The organism is Cellulomonas sp. S1-8, from assembly GCF_026184235.1.
Taxonomy (GTDB): Bacteria; Actinomycetota; Actinomycetes; order Actinomycetales; family Cellulomonadaceae; genus Cellulomonas.
This window is the reverse complement of sequence record NZ_CP110806.1, coordinates 4,428,525-4,448,085: the sequence shown is the minus strand read 5'-3', so window position 1 is coordinate 4,448,085 and position 19,561 is coordinate 4,428,525. Positions and strand designations below refer to the sequence as shown.

Genomic DNA, 19,561 nt, shown 5'->3' with positions numbered 1-19,561 from the left:
GAGCCCACACTCACCCTATGGGACAGAATGTATCGCAGATGCGGATCGTCGTGCTGGGGGCGAGCGGCGCCACCGGCGGCCGGGTGGTCGGGGCGGCCCTCGACCGAGGGCACCGCGTCGTCGCCGTCGTGCGTCGCCACGGCGCACTGCCCGCGCGGGAGGGCATGACCAAGGCGGTGTGGACCGACGTCGCCGACACCCGAAGCCTCGTCCCGGCGCTGCGCGGTGCCGACGCCGTCGTCAGCGCGCTGGGCGGCGCACCGAAGGGGCCCACGACCGTGTGCACGGACGCCCTGCGCACCGTCGTCCCCGCCATGCGCGCGGCCGACGTCCGCCGTCTCGTCGTCGTCAGCGCGCACGGCGTCGCCGAGAGCCGCGACCGGTCGCTGTACGTGCGCGCGGTCTGGGCGGGCGTCGCCGACCGGATGCGCGACAAGGAGGCGATGGAGCAGCTCGTCACCGCGTCCGGCCTGGACTGGACGCTCGTGCGCCCCCCGGCGCTCGCCGACGGGCCCGCGACGCGCGGCTACCGCACCGGCGAGCGGCTGCCGATCCGGCTGTGGTCGCGCATCGCCCGCGCCGACCTCGCCGACTTCCTGGTGCGTGAGGTCGAGACCCCGGCGTTCCTGCGCGGCCTTCCCCGGATCGCGCGATGAGCGCCGACGTCGCCCCGGTGGACCTCACCGACAGGGTCGCGCTGGTCACCGGCGCGACCGGCGGGATGGGCCGCGTCATCGCCGTCGAGCTCGCCCGCCGGGGTGCGACGGTCGTCACCGTCGCCCGGGACGCGCGCCGCGCCGCGGACGTCGCCGAGGAGGTCGCGCGGGTGGCGGGACCCGGCCGGTTCCGCGTCGTCGAGGGCGACCTCACGCGCCGCGCCGACGTCGTCGCCGCGGCCGAGCGCATCGCCGCCGAGCACCCGGTGCTGCACCTGCTGGTCAACAACGCGGGGGCGCACTTCGCGCAGCACGCCCTGTCGGTGGACGGCGTCGAGCGGCACGTGGCGCTCCACCATCTCGCGGCTTTCGGCCTCAGCGCGCTGCTGACTGAGCCGTTGGTCCGCGGCGGCGGCCGCGTCGTCGGCGTCGCGTCGGACTCCCTCAACGACACCCGGCAGATCAAGCTCGGGGGACGCGCGCGGCCCGCCGCCCTGGACCCGTCCCAGCTCGACGACGTGCGGGCGCTCAACCCCGCCGCAGGCTTCGTCCCGTTCGAGGCCTACGCCCGCGCGAAGCTGCTGGCCGTGATCGCCGGGTACGAGCTCGCCGACCGGCTCGCGGACCGCGGCGTCACCGTCAACGCGGCCCACCCCGGCATCGTGGCGACCGACATCATCGACGACCTCGTGCCCCGCTGGCTCACGCCGCTCGGCGGCCTGATCCGGCGCACCATGCTCACCCCGGCCGACGGTGCGCGGGCCGCGCTGCGCCTCGCGACCGACCCCGCGCTCGCCGGGACGACGGGCGCGTACTTCGACCGCGACCGGCGCGCCACCACCCCGCCGGTCTCCCACGACCGGACGGTGCGGGCGCGCGTCTGGGCTGCCGCCCGGCGCCACTACGGCCTCGCGGACCAGGGGTGATGCCCGTGTCGATCGATCGCTCGCGCACCCACGAGGCCGGGGCTGATCGCGCCGCCCGCGGCGGAGGTCGCCGTCGGCACCGAGGAAGCTGAGCTCACCGCTCGAGGCGCGGGGTGGGGATGCCGAGCCGGCGCGCTTCGCGCAGCGTGTCCGCCAGGACGGCGCGCGCCTCCGTGGTGTGCGGATCCGTGTGCGCCGCGAGGCTCCTGCGAGCCAGCGGGATCAGGGAGGTCGCCCACCCGGACGCCGCGGCGACCAGGCCGGGCAGCCGGAACGGCGTCGTCGCGCCGCGGTGCCGGCGCAGGTCGACGCCCCGAGCCTCGATGACGGGCAGCAGCTCGCGAGTCGTCACGAACGCGTCGCGGAACGCCCGACGGTCTCCGATCATGTGCGCCAGCGACCCGCTGCGTATCGCCTGGTCGAACATGCCGGCGTCGGCGATGAAGTGGAGCCACAGCCACCCGCGCATGTCCTTCTCCTGCCGGACGGCGAGGCCTGCCTGGCGGAAGGCGGCGATCACCTCCTGCTCCCGCCGAGTCGGCGGAGCGTCCGTCGTGCCGATGAGGACGGCGGGCAGGATCGCGCCCGACAGCACGCCGTCGTCGCCGAGACCGCCGCCCCCTTGCGGGAACCCGAACACGAGCTGGTCGGCGGGGATCGGTGCGGCGGCGGTGAGCGGCTCCTCCCAGAGGTTGCCGAACACGAGCACCGTCGCCGTGCCCAGTCGGGGAGCGAGGAACGCGGCTGCCTCGGCGAGACGATGGTGCCCGACGCTGAGGACGATCAGATCGAAGCCGTGGCCCGGGTCGAGGGACTCCCGCAACGGGGTCCGGAACGACTCACGCACCCGCCGGCCGAACGGCTTGCGGCGCCCGTCGATCCAGTCCAGCTGCACCTCGTCCCCGTACTGCGCAGCGCGACCCGGACGCACGTAGAACTCGACGTCGTGCCCGGCGGCGTGCAGCACGCGACCGTAGATCGTCGCGATCACCCCACGACCGAACATCAGGATGCGCATGACGGACCCTCTCCGTAAGATGGAGCCTGTCTCCACTTACGACGATATGGAGGCAGTCTCCAGTTGTCAACGAGAGGGCTCATCGTGGCCGAGGTCCGCGCCCTGCGAGCGGATGCGCGACGCAACCGGGACGCGATCGTGGCGGCCGCGCGGGACGTGTTCGACCAGGACGAGCACGTGCGCTTCGACGACTTCGCGGCGCGTGCCGGCGTGGGGGTGGGGACGCTCTACCGGCACTTCCCCACACGCGAGGCGCTGGCCGCGGCCGTGTACGAGGGCGAGGTGGCCGCGCTCTGCGACCAGGCCCGCGACCCGACGCGGACCGCCGTCGAGAACCTCGACGCCTTCCTGCGCGGGTTCGTCGAGTACCTGGTGGCGCACGCCGGCCTCGCGCGTGCACTCGCCGCCGTCGTGGACCCGGTGGTGCAGGCCGACGGCGGGATGGAGCTGGAGCGCACGGTCGCCGACCTCCTGGCTCGCGCGGCCGGCGACGGCGCGGTCCGCGACGACGTGGCCGTCGGGGCGGTCATGATCGTGCTGCACGGCATCGGATCGGCGACCGACCGGCCGCACTGGGCATCGGAGTCGCGCGCCGCTGTGGAGCTCCTGCTCGCCGGGCTGAGAACGGCCTGACGTCGCGTAGCAGCGCCTCAGACCTCGTCGCGCCACGTGTGCTGCGGGTCGTACCCCAGCAGGCGACGGGCCTTGTCGATGGACAGGAGCGTCTCGCGGCCCTCGATCGGGCGGGTCACGGGGACGTCCGGGAAGTACTCGGCGATGAGCTCCGCCGACGGCCGCTCCAGCACCGTGTCGGGTGACGCGATGACGAACGCCTCGAACCCGCGCAGGTCGCTCTCGAGCGCCAGCCGCACCGCGAGGGCGCCGTCGCGGGCGTCGATGTAGCCCCACAGGTTCCAGATCCGGCTGCGCGGGTCGGCCGCGAAGCCCGGGAACGCGGCGTAGTCGCCGACGTCCATCACGTTGGAGAACCGCAGGCCGATCAGCTTGAGGTCCGGGTCCCAGCGTGTGAAGTGCCGGGCCATCTCCTCCTCGACCGCCTTGCCGAGCGAGTAAGTGCTCTCCGGGCGGACGGCGTACTCCTCGTCGACCGGGACGTACGGCGGCGGCGTGTCGAAGGGCAGGCCGAGGACGGTCTCGCTGGAGGCCCAGACGACGTTCCTGATGCCGGCGCGGCGGGCGGCGCTGAACACGTGGTGGGTGGCGACGACGTTGTTCGCGAACGTCGCACCGCTCGGGCGCAGGCCCGGCGCGGGGATGGCCGCGAGGTGGACCACCGCGTCGACACCGTCGTACCGGTCGTCGATGCCCGTGAACGCCTCGGTCACCTGGCCCAGGTCGGTGAGGTCGACCCGGCTGAACACCGCCTGCTGGCCCTGTGGCGGGAGCGCGGTGTCGACGTTGACCACGTCGTACCCGTGCGTCGCCAGGTGCTCGACGACCGCGCGCCCGAGCTTGCCGCTCCCGCCGGTCACCACGACGCGGCTCATGCGTCGAGCCCCACGTGCGACGGCGGCAGGACCGGGTGCGTCGACGGCTGCGTCATCCCGACATCCCATCACGGTGGGGTCAGGGATGCCGGGTCGAGCGCCGGCGTCGTGCGCGCGAGCCGCCCAGCAGCGCGGTTGCTCACTCCCCGCAGCCGTGCCCGCTCTCGATGCGGTAGATCGGGTTCTCGCCCGCGCCGATGACGAGGATGCTCCCGCCCGCGTCGGTGGCCTCGAACCACCAGTCCCCACCGCTGCTGAGCTCGTCCTCGCCGTACGTCGCATCGGGATACACCTCGAGCACCCGCTCACGAGGGGCCCCCGCGGTGAGCCCGGCCTCGGTCGCCAGCCCGAGCGTCGCGGACGGCTCCATCAGGGTCCACGTCGCGATGTAGGGGTCGACGGTGCCGCCGGCGTCGTCCGTGGTGCGGACCCGCACCCCCACACCGGTACCCGGCCACCCGAGGATGCGCCCGGGCAGTCCGCTCGTGGGGCAGGCCGCCTCGGCCTCCGTCTCCGGCTCGACGCCGAGGCGCTCGGTCAGGTAGGCGACGACGGCCGCCTCCGGGGCGTTCGCCGGGAAGTCGGACACCCGGGCACCGGACCGGAACACGGGTACCTGCGCTGCGCCGGGGTCGCCGGGGAGGGGCGTCGTGGTCGGCCCGGGCTCGGAGGTGGGGGTCGTGGCGCTCGGCGTCGGCGTGGCGCTCGGCTGGACGGCCGAGTCCGACGGGGACGCCGGTGCGACGGGAGTGCGGTCCGTCGTCGGCAGCGTCGTCAGGCCGTAGGCCGCCGCCACCAGGACGACGGCAGCGGCCGCGCTGATCGTGCCCGTCGTGGCGGTCCGCACCATCCGACCCCGGCGCACGCGGGCGCCGACCGGTGCCGGGTCGACGGCGAGCGCCGCGGGGTCCGGGTCGTGGGTGTACTGGTGCAGCGCGGTGCGAAGGTCGTAGCCCATGTCAGGCGCTCCTGTCCTGTGCGCGACGGACCACGGCGACGTGGTCGTCGTGGGAAGACGGGGGATCGAGCGGCCCGAGGCGGTCCTCGAGCCGACGGACCGCGTTGGACAGGTAGCGCTTCACCGAGCCTTCGGCCAGGTGCATGACCTCCGCGATCTGGGCGACGGTGAGGTCGTCAAGTAGCGCAGGACGACGGCCGCGCGCTCCTGACGACCGAGGGTCGCGAGCGCAGCGTGAAGGTCGAGCCGCTCCGGCGCATGGACCTCGGGCCCGGCCGTCGAGTCGGGCCGGGCGCTGAGGTGACGCTTCGCCTCGAAGGTCCGCGCACGGCGATAGCCGTCGATGTAGGTCGTCGCGATCGCACGTCGCACGTACGCCTCCAGCACCTCGGCATCCAGCCCGGCACGCGTGCGGACGAAGACCTTCACCAGCGCCTCCTGGAGCAGGTCCTGCGCCGCGGTCAGCTCGCCGGTGAACGCGTAGGCGTAGCGAGTCAGCTCGGCACCCCGGTCACGGACCAGGCCCGTCAACGCGATGTCCCTCGCGGTGTCTCTCACGTCTTCTCCTGTCCGACGGGCATCGCTGTCGCGTTGTCCTCGCCCCTTGACGAACGACGTGGGGCGAACGTTGTACCGCACCGACGACATCACCCCAGCGGCGTGTCCCTCGTGAGCCGTGATCGGGTCGTCGCGAGACCGCAGCCTCGATGACCGCCACGAGCAGATGAGATCGTCGGTGCGACCAAGCATGCGCACAACTATTGTCATCTTGCTATGGTTGTGCGCATGGCTGATGGGTGGCGAGGTGTGGAGATGAGCGTGTCCGAGGCCGCGCGCGCAGCCAAGCTCAGCCACGCTCGTGTCGGCGCACTCGTGAGATCGGGTCGGGTGCCCTCACGCAAGGTCGGCAACCAGCACGTGATCCTCGATCCGAATGCGCTGCTGGCAATGCCGCGCCGGGCGGGACGTCCCATGGCACCGCGTATGGCCTGGGGGCTGCTGCTGCTGGCCGACGACCAGCGACCAGAGTGGGTCTCGCCCGGCGACCTGTACCGCCTGAAGAAGCACCTGGCGCGGCTCGCATCCGACCCTGAACCCGAGTCGCTGTTGCAGGCGCTCGTGCGGAACAGAGCGGCGCGCCACTCGTACAGGGCGCCGCAGCCGGACGCGCTCCTTCGTGACGACGAGCTCGTGCTGTCCGGAGTGAGCGACGCGCGTGCCGGGATGTCCGCCGGGTCAGACGTCGAGGCGTACGTCCACGAGGATGACGTGCGCAAGGTTGTCCGAAGGCACCTGCTGGTCGAGGCCTCCGATGCTCACGCGAACGTCTGGCTGCACTCGTCGCCGTTGGTGCCAGCCTCGCCGTCGCGGCTGCAAGTGGCGGCTGACCTTGCCGAGCACGGCGGACCACGCGAACGCACGAGAGCTCGAGACTTGATTCGCACTGTCGTGAGAGGTCGTCCGTGACAGTTCACCTTCCTGCGATGCGTGACGGGATGGACGTGCGCGCGCACCCACGCTCGCTCAACGACTTCACGGCCGCACTCCAGGTGTTGGGGTTCGAGCCGGACGGCACGACCTGGCAGGGTCACCAGCACCGTTGGCGCGAGGACGACGCCACCCTCGACGTGCTGATCCCGCGCGGGCTCGCCCCGGGCAGTCCGGCACGACGCACGGTCACCGGAGCGACGACGCTCGAGTCACCCGGCTTGCAGCAGGCCGTCGACCGCGCTGAGGACGTCGGGGTCGCGGTGATGGGTCGAGACGGGTTGGTGCGACGGCCGAGCCTGCTCGGCGCGCTCGTCGCCAAAGGCGGCAGCCTTGGAGATCGTCATCGACGAAGGGCGCCGGCGGCATGTGCTGGACTTCGTGACGCTGGCGACGCTGATTCGCCCCAGCGACGACATCGCCGCCGCGACGAGGTCGGACCGGGCCCGGATCGCCAACATGCTCGGCAACGTCAGCCACGACACGTCGTGGCGGGCAGTCGACGGCGGTGCGGACGGCATCGAGCGGCTGAAGCTTGCGTTGGACGTCGAGAAGTCGGCGTCACCCACTCCAGACCGTCAGCCCGCCTGGAGCCGACGGCACTCCGCCTCGGGACCCTGAACCCCGGAGACGCGTGGTCGGCATCCGTCACGACCACACTCGCGAGGTCAGGACTCCGGGGTGCCGCTCGGGGGGATCGGGAGCGGCTGCCCGTCGTAGAGCATCCGGCCGGCGGTGGCCTTGGCCTCGTAGACGTCCATGTCCCACAGCGCGGCGAGTGAGGCGCCGTCCTCGTGCGTGTAGCCCCCGTCCCAGTACTTCTCCATCCCGAGCATCTCGATGGTCTCGGGATCCGTCAGGTCGAGCGACGAGCCCGGCGCGACCGGCACCGGCTGCTCGTCGAGCAGCAGCTGCCCCGCCCGCCCCTTCGCCTCGAGGAGGGGGACGTCCCACAGCTCGGCCAGCACGAACGCGTCCTCCATGTAGTAGCCCGCACCCCAGAACGCGTCGGACCGCTCCTGCGTGTACTCGTCCGCCCCCGCGAGGCCGTCGGCCACCGGCGGGGCGTCCGTCGTCGGGACCGCGTCGTCGCCGGGTGCCGGAGGCGCGGCGTCACCCGCCGTGACACCAGCGGCCGGTCGGTCGGCGCTCGCGGACGCGCAACCGACCCCGGCCACCCCGACCGTGAAGGTCACCGCGACGACCCCGAGGGCAGCCGTGCGGCGCGAGGAGCCGGTGGTGCTCGTGCGCGGCGTCATCGGTCCTCCGGGGAGCTCGGGGGTGTCGAGGCACGCCGACCGTGTCCCGGGGCCGGACGCGACGTCCGGCCGAGCGCTCGCCACCCTAGACGGCAGGCGGCTCCGACATGCGGGAAACGTCGGACCGGGAACGGGGGGTGGGGCCGGTGCCCGCAGCCCGCCCTGCGGCCCTGCGCCCCCACGCCCACTGCACCAGATCGACGACATAGGTGACGAGGAGGAGCGCGCAGCTGACACCGGCCGTCACGACGGCGTTGAACGTCAGCACGAAGAACGTCGACGAACGCAGCGAGCCCATCTCGGCGGAGCCCCCCGTGAAGAACACGAAGGCGATCACGCCGGCGACCAGGCTCGCTGCGAACCCTCCGACGGCGACCCATGCCGGCCGGTCCGACCGCCTCGGCGAGGACGGGCGCAGGAACCACGAGACGACCCAGCAGACGACGACGACCGACGACAGCGCCCCGGACAGCAGGAACACGTCGAGGATCTCGTCGACTCGGACCGGGTTCACCCGCACAGTCTCGACCACGCCGCCGGGGCGTGGCCCGCTCGGTAGCGCCGCCGCACCTGTGGTGCGACGATCGCAGGAGGCTGTGGTCCAGAGGGGGAGGCCCTGAGATGCGCCGCACCGGAGCTCTTCTCGTCCTGCTCGTCCTGCTCACCGCGTGCACGGGCGGTCCGGGGGACGAGCCGACGTCCGGACCGACGGGGCCGGCGACCACCGCGCCGACGGTCGAGCCGACGCCGGACCCGGATCCGCCCGCGGCGCCGTCGGACGCTGGGGTCTACTACGTGCTCGACACGCGCGCCGGACTCCGGCTGGCCCGGGAGGCGGCCGACGCCGGCGGGGAGGACGCCGTCCGGCTCGCGGTGGAGCAGATGATCGCCGGGCCGAGCGACCCCGACTACTCCACGTCGTGGGACCCGTCCACCACCGTGCTCGGCGTCGACATCGACGAGGGCACCCTGACGGTCGACCTCAGCGAGGACGCCCGCACCGCGAACATCGGCTCGCCGGGCGCGGCGCTGATGATCCAGCAGCTGGTGTACACCGCGACCGACGCCGCCGGTGACGAGTCCCTGGCGGTGATGCTGACGATCGAGGGTGAGCCGGCCGGGGAGCTGTGGGGAGCGATGATGTGGGACGAGCCGGTCACCCGCGCGGACCCGCTCGACGTGCGTCTGCTGGTGCAGATCGACGACCCGCAGGACGGTGCGACCGTGACCTCGCCCGTGACGGTCAGCGGGGATGCTGCGGTGTTCGAGGCGAACCTGCTCTGGTCGGTGCTCGACGTCGCAGGTGCCGAGGTGCTCACGGGCTTCACGACGACGGCCGAGGGCCAGACCTTCGCGCCGTACGAGTTCGTGCTCGAGCTGGAGCCGGGTGAGTACACCGTCGTCATCAGCGAGTCGGACCCGTCGGACGGCGAGGGGGGCACCCCGATGAGCGACAGCAAGGCCGTCACGGTGTCCTGAACCGCCTCCCGCGCACGGGGCCGGGCCAGCACTGTCCGAGCTCGCCGCGCCGCAGGCTCACGACGGGCGCGGGTCGGCGCCCTGGTCGTACTCGCTGTCGAGGACGTGCTCGAGCCACGTGGCGACCTGGCCCTGGTCGTCGGCCTCGTGGATCGCGATGTGTGCCATGAAGCGGGTGGGCGTGGCCCCGTGCCAGTGCTCCTCACCGGGCTCGATGTGAACGACGTCGCCGGGGCGGATCTCGTGGACCTCGCCACCGCGGGTGGCGACGTAGCCGATGCCGTCGGTGACGTAGAGCGTCTGCCCGTGTGGATGGCTGTGCCAGGCGGTGCGGGCGCCGGGGGCGAAACGCACGTGGGCGCTGCCGACGGCGGACCGGTCGTCGGGCTCGCGGATGCCGTCGATGTGGACGGTGCCGGTGAACCAGTCCTGGCGTCCGGCGGCGGTCTGGCCGCCACTCCTCGTGAGCCTCATCGTGGTCGTCCTCCTCTGGTGATGGGGGTGCGTGCGGGTCGGGAGGGCGTCAGGGCGAGGCCGAGAGCGCCGTGGTGCGTCGTGACTCTCATGATGCTCCCGTCATCCGGATCAGCCGGGCGGGGACGCCCGCCACGATCGCGTCGGCCGGTACGTCCTTGGTGACGACCGCACCGGCGCCGACGATCGCGCCGTCGCCGATGGTGACGCCGGGGACGACGGTGACGCCCGCACCGAGCCAGACCTTGCGGCCGATGACGACGGGTGCGGGGATCGTGTCGGCACGTCGGGCGGGGTCGACCGCGTGGTTCAGGGTGACCACGGTGCTGCCGTGGCCGATGAGCGTGCCGTCGCCGATGGTGATGCCGCCGGCGTCCTGGAACGTGCAGCCCATGTTGATGAAGACGTCGTCGCCGAGCGTGAGGTTCTTGCCGAACTCGCAGTGGAACGGCGGGAAGAGCGTCACGGACTGCGGCACGGTGCGGCCCGTCAGCTGCGACAGCAGGTCCCTGACCTCGTCGGGCGTGCGGTAGCCGCCGTTGAGCTCGGCCGTGATCCGCATCGCGTCCTGGGCCGCCTCGACGAGGAAGGCGTGGTGCGCCGAGCCGCCCTCGATGACCGCTCCGGTGCGCACGTGGTCGAGGAAGTCGTGGAGGTTCATCTGCTGGTCCCGTCGTCAGAGGAGGTGCGTGGTGCCTGTGCCCGTCGACGACGCGTCGGCGTGCGCGGCGTCGGCGCCCCAGGAGGCGAGCAGGCGGAGGCGCTCGGCCGAGGACGAGCCGGGTTCGGCGGTGTAGACCATCAGCACCCGGCCGGGCTCGGTGCCTGTGGAGGGGACGTTACCGGCGTCGACCTGAGCACCTGCCGAGGTCGGGCGCGCCCGAGCGTTCGACCTGCTGATCGCAGGGCTTCGTCGCCGCAGCGTCGGCCCGCCGTCGTGCGCCGGACCCGATGACATCGCGCTCGGAGCCGAGTCATCACTCCGACCCGTCGTCCACCCACGAAGGCGAGGAACCGTGAAGCTCCTCCTGACGTCAGGCGGCGTGACCAACGCCGGCATCCACGCGGCGCTCGAGCGGATGCTCGGCAAGCCGGTCGCCGAGAGCCGGGCCCTGTGCATCCCGACGGCGCAGTGGGGGCACCCGTCGTGCGGTCCCGGAGGCGTGCGGGGGCTGATCGCCGCGGAGCCCGACTTCCGGTTCCTCACCGGCCTGGGGTGGGCATCGCTCGGCGTCCTCGAGCTCACGGCCCTGCCGACGATCGGCGCCGAGCGCTGGGTGCCGTGGGTGCAGGAGGCCGACGTGCTGCTCGTGGACGGCGGCGACGCGACCTACCTGTCCCACTGGATGCGGGAGTCGGGACTGGCCGGCCTGCTGCCCTCCCTGCCCGACACGGTGTGGGTCGGCGTGAGCGCCGGCAGCATGGTGATGACGCCGCGGATCGGGTCGTGGTTCGTCGAGTGGCCGGCCGCCCCGGACGACCGCACCCTCGGCATCGTCGACTTCGCGATCTTCCCGCACCTCGACGCCTTCCCGTCGAACACCCTGGCCCACGCCGAGCGGTGGGCCGCCGGCATCGGCTGCCCGGCCTACGCCATCGACGAGCAGACGGCGATCGCGGTGGTCGACGGCGCCGTCGAGGTCGTCTCCGAAGGGCGGTGGGTCCGGTTCGGTCGGTGACGTCGACGGGCCGGCCGGCGCAGGCGTCGATCCTGCGGGACAGGTGGACGATGGTCGCGTTGCGAACAGGCTGTGACGCGAGATGGAGGTCGGTGTGGTCTCTCCCCAGGCCCTCAGTGAGGCTGATCGGCGCACGGTCGCCGCATGGGCGGCCGACTGCGCCGAGCGCGTCCTGCCCCTGTTCGAGGCCGAGGCGCCGGACGACGACCGCCCGCGCGACGCGATCGCCCGCGCCCGGGCGTTCAGCCGCGGCGAGCTGCGTGCCGCCGACGAGATCCGTCGCCGCTTCGTCGCCGGCCGCGCAGCGGGCGACGTCAGCTCTCCTGCGGCGGTCGCCGCAGCCAGGGCGGCGGCGCAGGCGTCGGGCGTCGCGCACATGGGTGCGCACGCGCTGGGGGCGGCCGCCTACGCCGCCAAGGCTGTCGGCCTCGTGGTCCCCAGCCGCGCGGACGCGGTCGACGAGGAGGTCCGCCGGCAGCTCCAGGCGATGACCCCCGCCATCCGCGCGGCCCTGCGTCGTCTGCCTCTGCTGGGCGAGGACCGGGCCGGCCCGCTCGGGTCGGGGCTGCTCGCGACGGGTGTGCTCGCGACCGTGATCCGGCAGCTCCAGGCGGACCTGGCAGCCGAGCGACCCGGAGGACCCGTCCGGCGCGAGACGCACTCCCGGCCGACCCCCGACGGGCGGGCGTTCTGGTGGACCGAGACGCTGTGGGCCGCGGCGACCGGGCTCGAGCCGGTGGAGGTCGACGTCGACTCGATCGCCGAGCTCGACATGAACTGCTGGTTCGGTCCCGACCTCCCGCCGACGTGCCGCGCCGTCGCCGAGCACGCTCGCCGGATCCAGGAGGCGCGGCTGGACCACCCGATCATCCTGTCCGCCGACGGTGGGCTCATGGACGGCGGACACCGGGTCGCCCGTGCGTGGCTCGCGGGGGAGACCCGGATCGCGGCGGTCCGGTTCACGGTGGACCCGGAGCCTGACTGGATGGAGTAGCGGCGGTCGCTCCTCGGGTGCCTTCCGGCGGCTGCCTCTGACGGGTCTCGTGGCACGAGTGGCGGCGAACGCGGCGTCGTACGACATCGCCCGAGAGACGACGGCCCGCCATGACCTCGGCCTCACGTCGGCGGGAGACGCCCCGAGGCGGCACCTCTATCCTTCAGCGATGAGCGACGACCTCGATCTGCAGGCCGCGCTGCGTGGTGTGCTCGATGCGGTGGAGGACGCCTCACCGGTAGGCGGTCGAGGCCGCCACCAGTGCGCTCGGGGCGACGCTCGGCGCGTCGTCGGTGTCCTTCCTGATCGCGGACCTGTCCGGCAGGGCGCTCGTGCGGCTCTCGAGGACCGATGCCCCCGGACCGCGGAGGGCCGGTGGGGGCGAGGACGTCGACGCCGATCCGGCCGCGGAGCGCGGTTCGTGGCGCGACGGCCAGGAGCGCGCGGTCAGCGAGCCGCTGCAACGGGGTGAGACGAGCGAACGAGCCCTGCGCACGCAGTCGGTCCAGATCGCCCCGGCGGGGACCGCCACGTCGGCGGACCCCTCGGGCGTCGACGGCTGGACGGTGCTGGCCCCGGTGACGGAGCGCGGTGAGGCGTTGGGTCTGCTCGAGCTCGTCCTGCCTGTTCGGCCCACCGACGCGCAGGTCGCCGAGATCGCCCGCACGGCGCACCTGCTCGGGTTCGTCGTGGTGGCGGCGCGGCGTCACACCGACCTGTACGAGTGGGCCCAACGCAGCACCCCTACTCCCTGTAGCCAGTGAGGCAGGTGCCATGTCCTCCAGCCCGGTCATGAGCAGGTCGTGAGCGACCGAGCCGGTGACCCGCAGGTGCAGGTCCTGGCCGTCGTGGCTGACGACCTGGGCGCGCACATCGAGCAGCCCCAGCACCTTGGCTCGCAGCGCGGCGTCAGTGTGCGCCAGCCGATCCCTGGCGACCCCCGCGAGGCGCTGGGCCGCGGTCATGCGCTCCCGGGCCTGGGTGGTCTCCTGGCGGATCGCGGCGACGGTCTGGCGGTGCTCGACTGCAGCCAAGTGCTCGGCGCGCAGGCGTGCCACCGTCTCGGCCGTCGTGGCGTCATCGAGCCCCAGGGCGATGCACCGAGCCACCGCGCGGCTCAGGGCCCGTCGGGTGGAAGTGGGGGGGGGGGGTCGAGGCTTGCGGCGAGGGCCGAATTTCTCCACCTGAGGGGGTTGAGGTCCGACGCGGGGCCCGTGGTGTCCCGCCGGGCCCAGGACTAGCCGGGGGGGCGGGCGCGCCCGGACGATCCGGCCGGACGCTGCCGATGGGGTCAGACCGCTGCGTCTCGGTGCGCATCTAGATCGACGCGGGCAGCCTCCGCGAACTGCTTCGTGGCGCGCTGGAGGTCGTGCCAGTTCGCAGCAGCCCAGGTCACCTCTTGTGAGGTCCCAGTCATCGATGTCGCCATGAGTTCCAGTTGCTCGCGCAGGTAATCGACGGCGGCACGCATCTGGTCGGAATCTGCGCTCAGGCCAGCGGCCGTCACGGCGTCTAGCGCAGCCCCGTACGCCTCTGCGGGGACAGTCGGCGCCTGTCCGGATCCCCAGAAGTCTCTGGTGGTCAGGTCGATGCGGTCGGAGAGGTCGGCCTGCGCGATCTTGGTCATGCGCCCGGCGACGGTCGCTCGGAACTGGCTCACGGTCCGCAGGGCAGCCAGATACGCCTCACGGCGCTGCTCCCTGTCGCGCTCCAGCGCGGCGGTGGCTGTCGCGCGCGACCGTTCCTCTAGTTCGGCGCGGTGCCGCTCGGCCTCCCGGCGGTTCTGCCCGTTCTGCTGGAGCCACAGGAATATTGGCGCGATGACGCCCGACACGCCTGCCACGATCAGCGTCTGCCACCAGGTCATTCGTCGCCAGACGTAGTGCTCACGCCATCCTGCGGACCGCCGTCTCCGGCGTTGGCTTCCGCTCGGGCCAGGCGCAGTTCCTCGGGTACTTCGAACAGGTTGCGCAGCAACTGGGTCGTGAAGCGCAGGGCGCGCTCAGCAGACGCCTGGTCTACGTGCTCATCGCTGGCGTGCGCGCCCTGGTTGCCGACCTTCCGGATGAGGTCAAGGGCCTCACCGAATGGCCTCGTCACCAGTCCTGCGTCGATGAGTGCCTGGATGCGCTGCACCAGCACGCGCTGGTCCTGGTCATGGTGGGCCGCTGCGGCTTCCAGGGTCCGCCGCAGTTGTACTGCTGCCGCATCGGGCACGCCAACGTCGAGAACGCGCTGAGCATCGGCGTAGTAGCGCGCCACATCCGCAGGCAGGTGGTCTACGGAGGCGCGTGCCTCAGGCCGTTCCGGCCAACTCTGCATCACGCCGGTCATTGTCTCGTCGTAGGTCTCGACCACCGTGAGGCCTGCGCAATCCGGGCACGCGAGGATCGAGAACCATCTGATGCTGCCGTTGGAGCGCAGGATCTTGACGTCGGTCCCGACGGTCTGGAACTGAGCCCGTCGGAGCCCACAATGTCCGCATGACCTCATCGCCAGGTTGGGCTTGTACGCCATGCGAAGCAGGGTAGTGCTCTACACGGTGCGCCCTGGGGGACGCGCGGCTCTGATGCGGTCGGCCCCTCGGTTCGGCGGCGCCGGGCCGAGGGCCGTCTCCGGCTCCAGGCTTTTCCACCTGGGGGGTGATGGGGCGTGCAGGGCGTCCACTACCGCCAACCGGCTGCTGGTTCTGGGCCGCGGTCCGATGAACGATCAGGGGCGCGACCGGGCGTCAGGGTTCACCGTTCCTTTGGGGTAGCGGGGCGGTAGTTCCAACTTCTGCCGGATGGCGTCGACCAGGTATAGCGTGCGCCGGTGCACCTCCAGCGTCACGGGGCTGATCTGGTCCGGGTCGCCGGTGCGGACGACGGCGTGCAATCGCTCGGTCTCTTCGAAGGCGAGCCCGGCGATATTGCCGATCCCGATGGGGCCGAACGCCTCCGCCTCGATGATCCGATCGCTCAGGGCGTGGCCTGCCTCGGCCAGCAGAGCCAAGCGGTCAGCGCGCTGTTCTGGCGTCCCCGGGTGGCCCGCCTCGTACGCGAGCCGCCGGAAGCGTAGGGCGTGTAGGAGAACGTCCCGCAGCAGCTCCTTGTCGGCTCTGCGGTCCTCTCGGCGGGCCCGCAGCCACTCGGTCCAGTACGTAGTCCCCGCGCCGATCACGCCTCCGAGCGCAACGGACAGCAGAGTCCAGAGCGGTGAACCTGGCGCCAAGAACCCGGTCATGGTCCCGACGCTACCCGGTCGCCCGTCTCAGGCGGCCGCGTTCACCGGAACGGAGAACGGCACGGGAGAGTGGCACCCACTACTCGGGCGACCTGTCCGCGGAGATCCAGCGCCGTCTGCTGCCTGCCGGGTACACGTGCGAGGCCGGGTCGTTCACCCTCTCGGCGTGGTTGGAACCGTCGGCCAGCGTCGGCGGGGACACGTACGACTACACCCTGGCCCGCGGCGACCTGCACCTGTCGGTGACCGACGCCATGGGCCACGGCGTTGCGAGCGCGCTGACTGCCTCCCTGTGCGTCGGCGCGCTGCGCAACGCCCGTCGGCAGGGGTTGACGTTCCTGGAACAGGCCGCCGCAGCCAACACGGCCCTGTGCGACTACCAGACCTCACAGTCGAGCGAGGGCTTCTCGACAGGGCTCCTGGGCCGCCTCGACCTCGCGGCCGGCTCGCTCGAGCTCGTCAACGCCGGGCACACCCCGCCCTACCTCCTGCGCGACGGCGTCATCCAGGACGTGGACCTGATCGCGAGCGTGCCACTCGGCCTGTTCCCCGGCACGACCTACGCCGCCACGACCGTGCAGCTGCGCCCGGGAGACCGTGTCGTGCTCCTGACCGACGGGATGCTCGAACGCAACGCCGAGGACCTGGACCTGCCCGCCCTGATCGTCGCGACCGCGCACCTGCACCCCCGCGAGGCGGTGAGGGACCTCACCGACCGCGTCCTGGACGCGACCGGTCACGCCCTGACGGACGACGCCACGCTGCTGATCCTCGATTGGCACGCCCACCACGGCCGGGACCGCCACACCCAGGCGGGCACGCCGGCATGACCCACCGCGACATGTCGAGGCCGGGCCCATCCGGACACCCGGCACCCGCTCCGGTGTGAGACGGATGTTCTACACGCGGCGACGATCATGTCGTGCCGACGACCAGGAGCTGTGGCTGAACCGAGCGCGCGCCGACGCCGCCGAGGCTCGTGAGGAGAACCTGAACGCCGCACCGGACGCCTGGTGATCCGCGGAGCCGCCTACCGGATCGACCTCGGCCGGCCGCGAGGTCACGAGCACGGCGGGCGTCGCCTCGGGCTGGTGCTGTACCCGACGAACATGCCGTGGTCCGTCACCCCCATCGTGCCGACGTCGACCAGCGCCCGACCGGCGGTCTTCCGGCCCGAGCTGCGTATCGCGGACGAGGACACCAGGCTGCTCGTGGACCAGATCCGCACCATCGAACTCGACCACGTCCACGGCGAGCCGGTGGACTGTCTCAGCCGTGACGACCCCTCTCAGGTCGAGCAGGCGGTCGCGCGCTACCTGGGGCTCGCCTCCTCCGCCGACTGACGGCACCCGCACCGGCAGCAGGCCACGCACGCCGACGGCCGCCGGTCACGAGGACCGGCGGCCGTCGTCGTCCCGGGGGAGCGCCCCGGGCGGGTCCGTCAGGAGCAGGCAGCCCCGTTGACCGTGAACCCGGACGGTGCGGCGTTGGTGCCGCTGTACGAGCCGTTGAACCCGATGCTCGTCGACCCGCCCGCGGCGAGCGAGCCGTTCCAGGGGGCGTTGGTCGCGGTGACCGTGGTGCCCGTCTGGCTCCAGGTCGCGCTCCAGCCCTGGGTGACCCTCTGGTCACCCGGGAACGTGAACGCGAGCTGCCACGACGACCACGGGGCCGAGCCGGTGTTGGTCACGGTGACCGCGGCGGTGAACCCGGTGTTCCAGGAGTTCGCCGAGTACGTGACCTTGCAGGCCGCGGAGGCCGTGGGGGTGGGCGTCGGTGTGGGTGTGGGCGTGGGGGTGACCGTGGGTGTGGGAGTCGGCGTGGGTGTGGGCGTGGGTGTGGGAGTCGGCGTGGGTGTGGGAGTGACCGTCGGCGTGGGAGTCGGCGTCGGCGTCGGCGTGGGAGTCGGCGTCGGCGTCGTGCCACCCGCCTGCTCCGCAGCCCACGCCGTGAGCCACACGAGCGCCGAGTTCCAGTTGATCGCGACCTCGTTGACGGAGTACGCCTCGATGTCGTCGACGAAGCACTTCTGCGCCGCGCAGCCGGCGAGCTCGGCGGCCGCGACCGGGTCCTGCAGCTCGCTGTTGGGGCCGCCGGAGAACGACCCGGGCGGCGCGATCGGCAACGACGCGTCGTTCTGGTTCGCCCAGAACCGGTGGTGCACGTTGCGCACCGCCTTCTCGCCGTAGCCCGCGATGTACGACTGGTTGAGCGGGTTGCGGCCCTGGACGTAGTCGAGCGCGCCGTACACGGCCGTCCGGTACTTCGCCTGACCCGTGAAGTCGTACGCGAGGGCGAGCGCGTTGGCGTTGTTCGCGACCTGCCCGTTCGATCCCCAGTAGTAGACGCTGCCGGCGTTGTTGGGCGCCGGGTAGGCCTGGTTCGCGAGGCGCGCGAGCGCGGCATCGGCGAACGAGACGATCGCGGCACGTGTCGCTGTGACGTCGGCCGCGGGCAGGCCCGTCGGGACGAGCGCGAGCGTCGTGTCGCCCAGCCCGCCGGTCCAGCCCCAGTCGTAGCCGCGCTGCGCGAAGCTCGTGCCCTTGTAGAACGACGACCCCGTGACGTCGGCGCGGTAGGACGCGGACCCCGTCGTCGCGTACAGCTCGGCCGCCGCCCAGTAGAACTCGTCGGTCACGGACGCGTCGCCGTAGGCGCCGCCGCCCGTGCCGTCGGTGCTGGACGCGATGCGGCTGGGGTTCGCCTTGGCGGCCGCGTACGCGGTCTGCGCGGCCGTCAGGGCCTTGGCGGAGAACGCGGCGTCGTACGGCGCCCACAGGCGTGACGCCTGCGCGGCGACGGCTGCCATGTTGAGCGTCGCGGCCGTGCTCACGGGTGACAGGACGCGGCGCTGGGAGTCCTGCGACGGGATCGTCGGGATGGCCGTCCAGTTCTCGTCGTGCATCTTGTGGTGCACCATGCCGGCGTCGGTGCGGCCCGCGGGGACCTGCATCCGCAGCAGGAAGTCGACCTCCCACCGGGCCTCGTCGAGCACGTCCGGCACGCCGTTCGCGCGCTCGGGGATCGCCAGCTTCCCGTCGCCGAGCGCCGTGCGGTCCGCGCCGTCGACGTGCAGCGTCCGCTCGTACGCGTTCTGCAGCTGCCACGTCGCGATGCCGCCGTTGACGACGTACTTGCCCTGGTCGCCCGCGTCGTACCAGCCGCCGCGCACGTCGAGGCTGTACCCGCACGACTGCCGGCACGGCACGCTCGTGTCGCCCTGGTTGGGCGCGACGCCCAGGTGCCCGGCCGCGCGCGCGTAGGTGCTGCCGACGTGCTGCGCCTCGATCGCGATGCCCGAGCGCTGGTGGTAGAAGAACGCGAGCGCGTCGTACCGCAGCTTCTTCAGCGGGTCGGCGGAGATGTCGAACGGGTGGCTGCTCGCGCCCGCCGCGGACAGGACGTACCCCGTGCCGGGGGTGTCGTAGGACGAGAAGTCGACGAGGTGCGTCCGGTCGCCGGACAGTGCGTCGGCGCCCTTGACCGTGGACGTGCCCTCGGCGACGGTGCGGCCCGCGGCGTCGCGCAGCGTCCAGGCCACGGGGGTGGTGGACGAGCTGACGAGCGTCGCGACCTTGGCGACGCCGGGCACGTAGGCGACCTGGTTGACCTTGACCGGGGAGCCGGGGTCGGGGGCGGCGACGGCCGTGGGCGCGGTGACGGCCGTGACCGTGAGGACGGTGGCGACCGCGACGATACGAGCGGTGACGACCGCGAGGGTGGCGCCCCGGCCGTGGCGCCGGGCGCGTCGTGGGGTGATCGGTGACATGGCGGTCCTCAGGCTGGTGGACGACGTGGCGGAGCGACTCCCGCCCACGGCCGCCGACGCTGCGTCCGGCGGCTGTCGTATCGGTTCGATCACCGTAGGTCCGGGACCCGGCCGGTCGGAGCCCCCGA

Annotated in this window: 26 protein-coding genes; 11 read left to right on the top strand and 15 right to left on the bottom strand. The window is 72.6% G+C overall.

All coding sequences use genetic code 11. The features are described 5' to 3' along the window. Nucleotides 1-17: 17 nt before the first annotated feature. The gene (locus OKX07_RS20100) at nucleotides 18-656 is read left to right on the top strand and encodes an NAD(P)-dependent oxidoreductase (RefSeq protein WP_265629771.1); all 639 of its coding nucleotides are present in this window, start codon (nucleotides 18-20) and stop codon (nucleotides 654-656) included. Continuing rightward, a complete protein-coding gene (locus OKX07_RS20095; protein ID WP_265629770.1) occupies nucleotides 653-1,582 on the top strand; it encodes an SDR family NAD(P)-dependent oxidoreductase in 930 nt (309 codons plus the stop codon). Before OKX07_RS20100 ends, OKX07_RS20095 begins: the two co-directional genes overlap by 4 nt. Before the next feature lie 94 nt (nucleotides 1,583-1,676). On the opposite strand, the gene OKX07_RS20090 is transcribed toward OKX07_RS20095, so the two are convergent. Further along, nucleotides 1,677-2,600: a ketopantoate reductase family protein gene (locus OKX07_RS20090; protein WP_265629769.1), complete on the bottom strand. Its 924-nt coding sequence runs from the start codon at nucleotides 2,598-2,600 to the stop codon at nucleotides 1,677-1,679. A gap of 84 nt (nucleotides 2,601-2,684) precedes the next feature. Here OKX07_RS20090 and OKX07_RS20085 point away from each other — a divergent pair, with 84 nt between their 5' ends. Further along, on the top strand, nucleotides 2,685-3,233 hold the full coding sequence (locus OKX07_RS20085; RefSeq protein ID WP_265629768.1) for a TetR/AcrR family transcriptional regulator: 549 nt from the start codon (nucleotides 2,685-2,687) through the stop codon (nucleotides 3,231-3,233). Nucleotides 3,234-3,250: 17 nt separating this feature from the next. Here the strand turns inward: OKX07_RS20085 and OKX07_RS20080 are convergent, their stop codons facing one another. From OKX07_RS20080 to OKX07_RS20065, 4 genes are all read right to left on the bottom strand, one after another. Next, nucleotides 3,251-4,108 carry an NAD-dependent epimerase/dehydratase family protein gene (locus OKX07_RS20080; protein ID WP_265629767.1) on the bottom strand — a complete coding sequence of 286 codons (858 nt, stop codon included), beginning with the start codon at nucleotides 4,106-4,108 and terminating at the stop codon, nucleotides 3,251-3,253. A 139-nt stretch (nucleotides 4,109-4,247) separates the two neighbouring features. Then, nucleotides 4,248-5,066, bottom strand: a complete 819-nt coding sequence (locus OKX07_RS20075; RefSeq protein ID WP_265629766.1) for a hypothetical protein — start codon at nucleotides 5,064-5,066, stop codon at nucleotides 4,248-4,250. Between the two features lies 1 nt (nucleotide 5,067). Continuing rightward, the gene (locus OKX07_RS20070) at nucleotides 5,068-5,211 is read right to left on the bottom strand and encodes a hypothetical protein (RefSeq protein WP_265629765.1); all 144 of its coding nucleotides are present in this window, start codon (nucleotides 5,209-5,211) and stop codon (nucleotides 5,068-5,070) included. Beyond that, nucleotides 5,187-5,717, bottom strand: coding sequence for a sigma factor (locus OKX07_RS20065; protein WP_322746807.1), 531 nt, complete (start codon nucleotides 5,715-5,717; stop codon nucleotides 5,187-5,189). The genes OKX07_RS20070 and OKX07_RS20065 overlap by 25 nt, the downstream gene beginning before the upstream one ends. A 162-nt stretch (nucleotides 5,718-5,879) precedes the next feature. Between OKX07_RS20065 and OKX07_RS20060 the strand changes: the two genes are divergently transcribed. Next, nucleotides 5,880-6,533 carry a hypothetical protein gene (locus OKX07_RS20060; RefSeq protein WP_265629764.1) on the top strand — a complete coding sequence of 218 codons (654 nt, stop codon included), beginning with the start codon at nucleotides 5,880-5,882 and terminating at the stop codon, nucleotides 6,531-6,533. Between the two features lie 233 nt (nucleotides 6,534-6,766). Here OKX07_RS20060 and OKX07_RS20055 read toward each other — a convergent pair whose 3' ends face one another. Then, a complete protein-coding gene (locus tag OKX07_RS20055) occupies nucleotides 6,767-6,901 on the bottom strand; it encodes a hypothetical protein (RefSeq protein ID WP_265629763.1) in 135 nt (44 codons plus the stop codon). Between OKX07_RS20055 and OKX07_RS20050 the strand changes: the two genes are divergently transcribed. After that, nucleotides 6,888-7,175: a hypothetical protein gene (locus OKX07_RS20050; protein WP_265629762.1), complete on the top strand. Its 288-nt coding sequence runs from the start codon at nucleotides 6,888-6,890 to the stop codon at nucleotides 7,173-7,175. The genes OKX07_RS20055 and OKX07_RS20050 overlap by 14 nt on opposite strands. Before the next feature lie 47 nt (nucleotides 7,176-7,222). Here the strand turns inward: OKX07_RS20050 and OKX07_RS20045 are convergent, their stop codons facing one another. Next, nucleotides 7,223-7,813 carry a hypothetical protein gene (locus tag OKX07_RS20045; RefSeq protein WP_265629761.1) on the bottom strand — a complete coding sequence of 197 codons (591 nt, stop codon included), beginning with the start codon at nucleotides 7,811-7,813 and terminating at the stop codon, nucleotides 7,223-7,225. Nucleotides 7,814-7,898: 85 nt separating this feature from the next. Beyond that, nucleotides 7,899-8,327 carry a hypothetical protein gene (locus OKX07_RS20040; RefSeq protein WP_265629760.1) on the bottom strand — a complete coding sequence of 143 codons (429 nt, stop codon included), beginning with the start codon at nucleotides 8,325-8,327 and terminating at the stop codon, nucleotides 7,899-7,901. A 107-nt stretch (nucleotides 8,328-8,434) separates the two neighbouring features. Here OKX07_RS20040 and OKX07_RS20035 point away from each other — a divergent pair, with 107 nt between their 5' ends. Continuing rightward, complete coding sequence (locus OKX07_RS20035; protein ID WP_265629759.1) at nucleotides 8,435-9,292, top strand: Gmad2 immunoglobulin-like domain-containing protein; 858 nt, start codon at nucleotides 8,435-8,437, stop codon at nucleotides 9,290-9,292. Between the two features lie 57 nt (nucleotides 9,293-9,349). Here the strand turns inward: OKX07_RS20035 and OKX07_RS20030 are convergent, their stop codons facing one another. The 3 genes from OKX07_RS20030 to OKX07_RS20020 form a co-directional block, all read right to left on the bottom strand. Next, a complete protein-coding gene (locus OKX07_RS20030) occupies nucleotides 9,350-9,766 on the bottom strand; it encodes a cupin domain-containing protein (RefSeq protein ID WP_265629758.1) in 417 nt (138 codons plus the stop codon). A gap of 88 nt (nucleotides 9,767-9,854) precedes the next feature. After that, the gene (locus tag OKX07_RS20025; RefSeq protein ID WP_265629757.1) at nucleotides 9,855-10,427 is read right to left on the bottom strand and encodes a sugar O-acetyltransferase; all 573 of its coding nucleotides are present in this window, start codon (nucleotides 10,425-10,427) and stop codon (nucleotides 9,855-9,857) included. Nucleotides 10,428-10,442: 15 nt separating this feature from the next. After that, complete coding sequence (locus tag OKX07_RS20020; RefSeq protein ID WP_265631981.1) at nucleotides 10,443-10,568, bottom strand: hypothetical protein; 126 nt, start codon at nucleotides 10,566-10,568, stop codon at nucleotides 10,443-10,445. A gap of 214 nt (nucleotides 10,569-10,782) precedes the next feature. Here OKX07_RS20020 and OKX07_RS20015 point away from each other — a divergent pair, with 214 nt between their 5' ends. From OKX07_RS20015 to OKX07_RS20005, 3 genes are all read left to right on the top strand, one after another. Continuing rightward, nucleotides 10,783-11,445 carry a Type 1 glutamine amidotransferase-like domain-containing protein gene (locus OKX07_RS20015; RefSeq protein WP_265629756.1) on the top strand — a complete coding sequence of 221 codons (663 nt, stop codon included), beginning with the start codon at nucleotides 10,783-10,785 and terminating at the stop codon, nucleotides 11,443-11,445. 94 nt (nucleotides 11,446-11,539) lie between these two features. Beyond that, a complete protein-coding gene (locus OKX07_RS20445; RefSeq protein ID WP_322746806.1) occupies nucleotides 11,540-12,439 on the top strand; it encodes a putative immunity protein in 900 nt (299 codons plus the stop codon). 293 nt (nucleotides 12,440-12,732) lie between these two features. Further along, nucleotides 12,733-13,203 (top strand): hypothetical protein, encoded by a 471-nt coding sequence (locus OKX07_RS20005; RefSeq protein WP_265629755.1) that lies wholly within the window; start codon nucleotides 12,733-12,735, stop codon nucleotides 13,201-13,203. Nucleotides 13,204-13,730: 527 nt separating this feature from the next. Here OKX07_RS20005 and OKX07_RS20000 read toward each other — a convergent pair. The 3 genes from OKX07_RS20000 to OKX07_RS19990 form a co-directional block, all read right to left on the bottom strand. Then, on the bottom strand, nucleotides 13,731-14,306 hold the full coding sequence (locus OKX07_RS20000; RefSeq protein WP_265629754.1) for a hypothetical protein: 576 nt from the start codon (nucleotides 14,304-14,306) through the stop codon (nucleotides 13,731-13,733). After that, on the bottom strand, nucleotides 14,303-14,956 hold the full coding sequence (locus OKX07_RS19995) for a DUF4145 domain-containing protein (RefSeq protein WP_265629753.1): 654 nt from the start codon (nucleotides 14,954-14,956) through the stop codon (nucleotides 14,303-14,305). Before OKX07_RS19995 ends, OKX07_RS20000 begins: the two co-directional genes overlap by 4 nt. A 195-nt stretch (nucleotides 14,957-15,151) precedes the next feature. After that, nucleotides 15,152-15,664 (bottom strand): hypothetical protein, encoded by a 513-nt coding sequence (locus OKX07_RS19990; protein WP_265629752.1) that lies wholly within the window; start codon nucleotides 15,662-15,664, stop codon nucleotides 15,152-15,154. Between the two features lie 170 nt (nucleotides 15,665-15,834). On the opposite strand from OKX07_RS19990, the gene OKX07_RS19985 reads away from it, so the two are divergent. Both OKX07_RS19985 and OKX07_RS19980 read left to right on the top strand, forming a co-directional pair. After that, nucleotides 15,835-16,494, top strand: a complete 660-nt coding sequence (locus OKX07_RS19985; RefSeq protein ID WP_265629751.1) for a PP2C family protein-serine/threonine phosphatase — start codon at nucleotides 15,835-15,837, stop codon at nucleotides 16,492-16,494. A 183-nt stretch (nucleotides 16,495-16,677) separates the two neighbouring features. After that, the gene (locus OKX07_RS19980; RefSeq protein WP_322746805.1) at nucleotides 16,678-17,007 is read left to right on the top strand and encodes a type II toxin-antitoxin system PemK/MazF family toxin; all 330 of its coding nucleotides are present in this window, start codon (nucleotides 16,678-16,680) and stop codon (nucleotides 17,005-17,007) included. Nucleotides 17,008-17,105: 98 nt separating this feature from the next. On the opposite strand, the gene OKX07_RS19975 is transcribed toward OKX07_RS19980, so the two are convergent. Next, nucleotides 17,106-19,433, bottom strand: coding sequence for a glycoside hydrolase family 9 protein (locus OKX07_RS19975; protein ID WP_265629750.1), 2,328 nt, complete (start codon nucleotides 19,431-19,433; stop codon nucleotides 17,106-17,108). Between the last annotated feature and the right edge of the window lie 128 nt (nucleotides 19,434-19,561).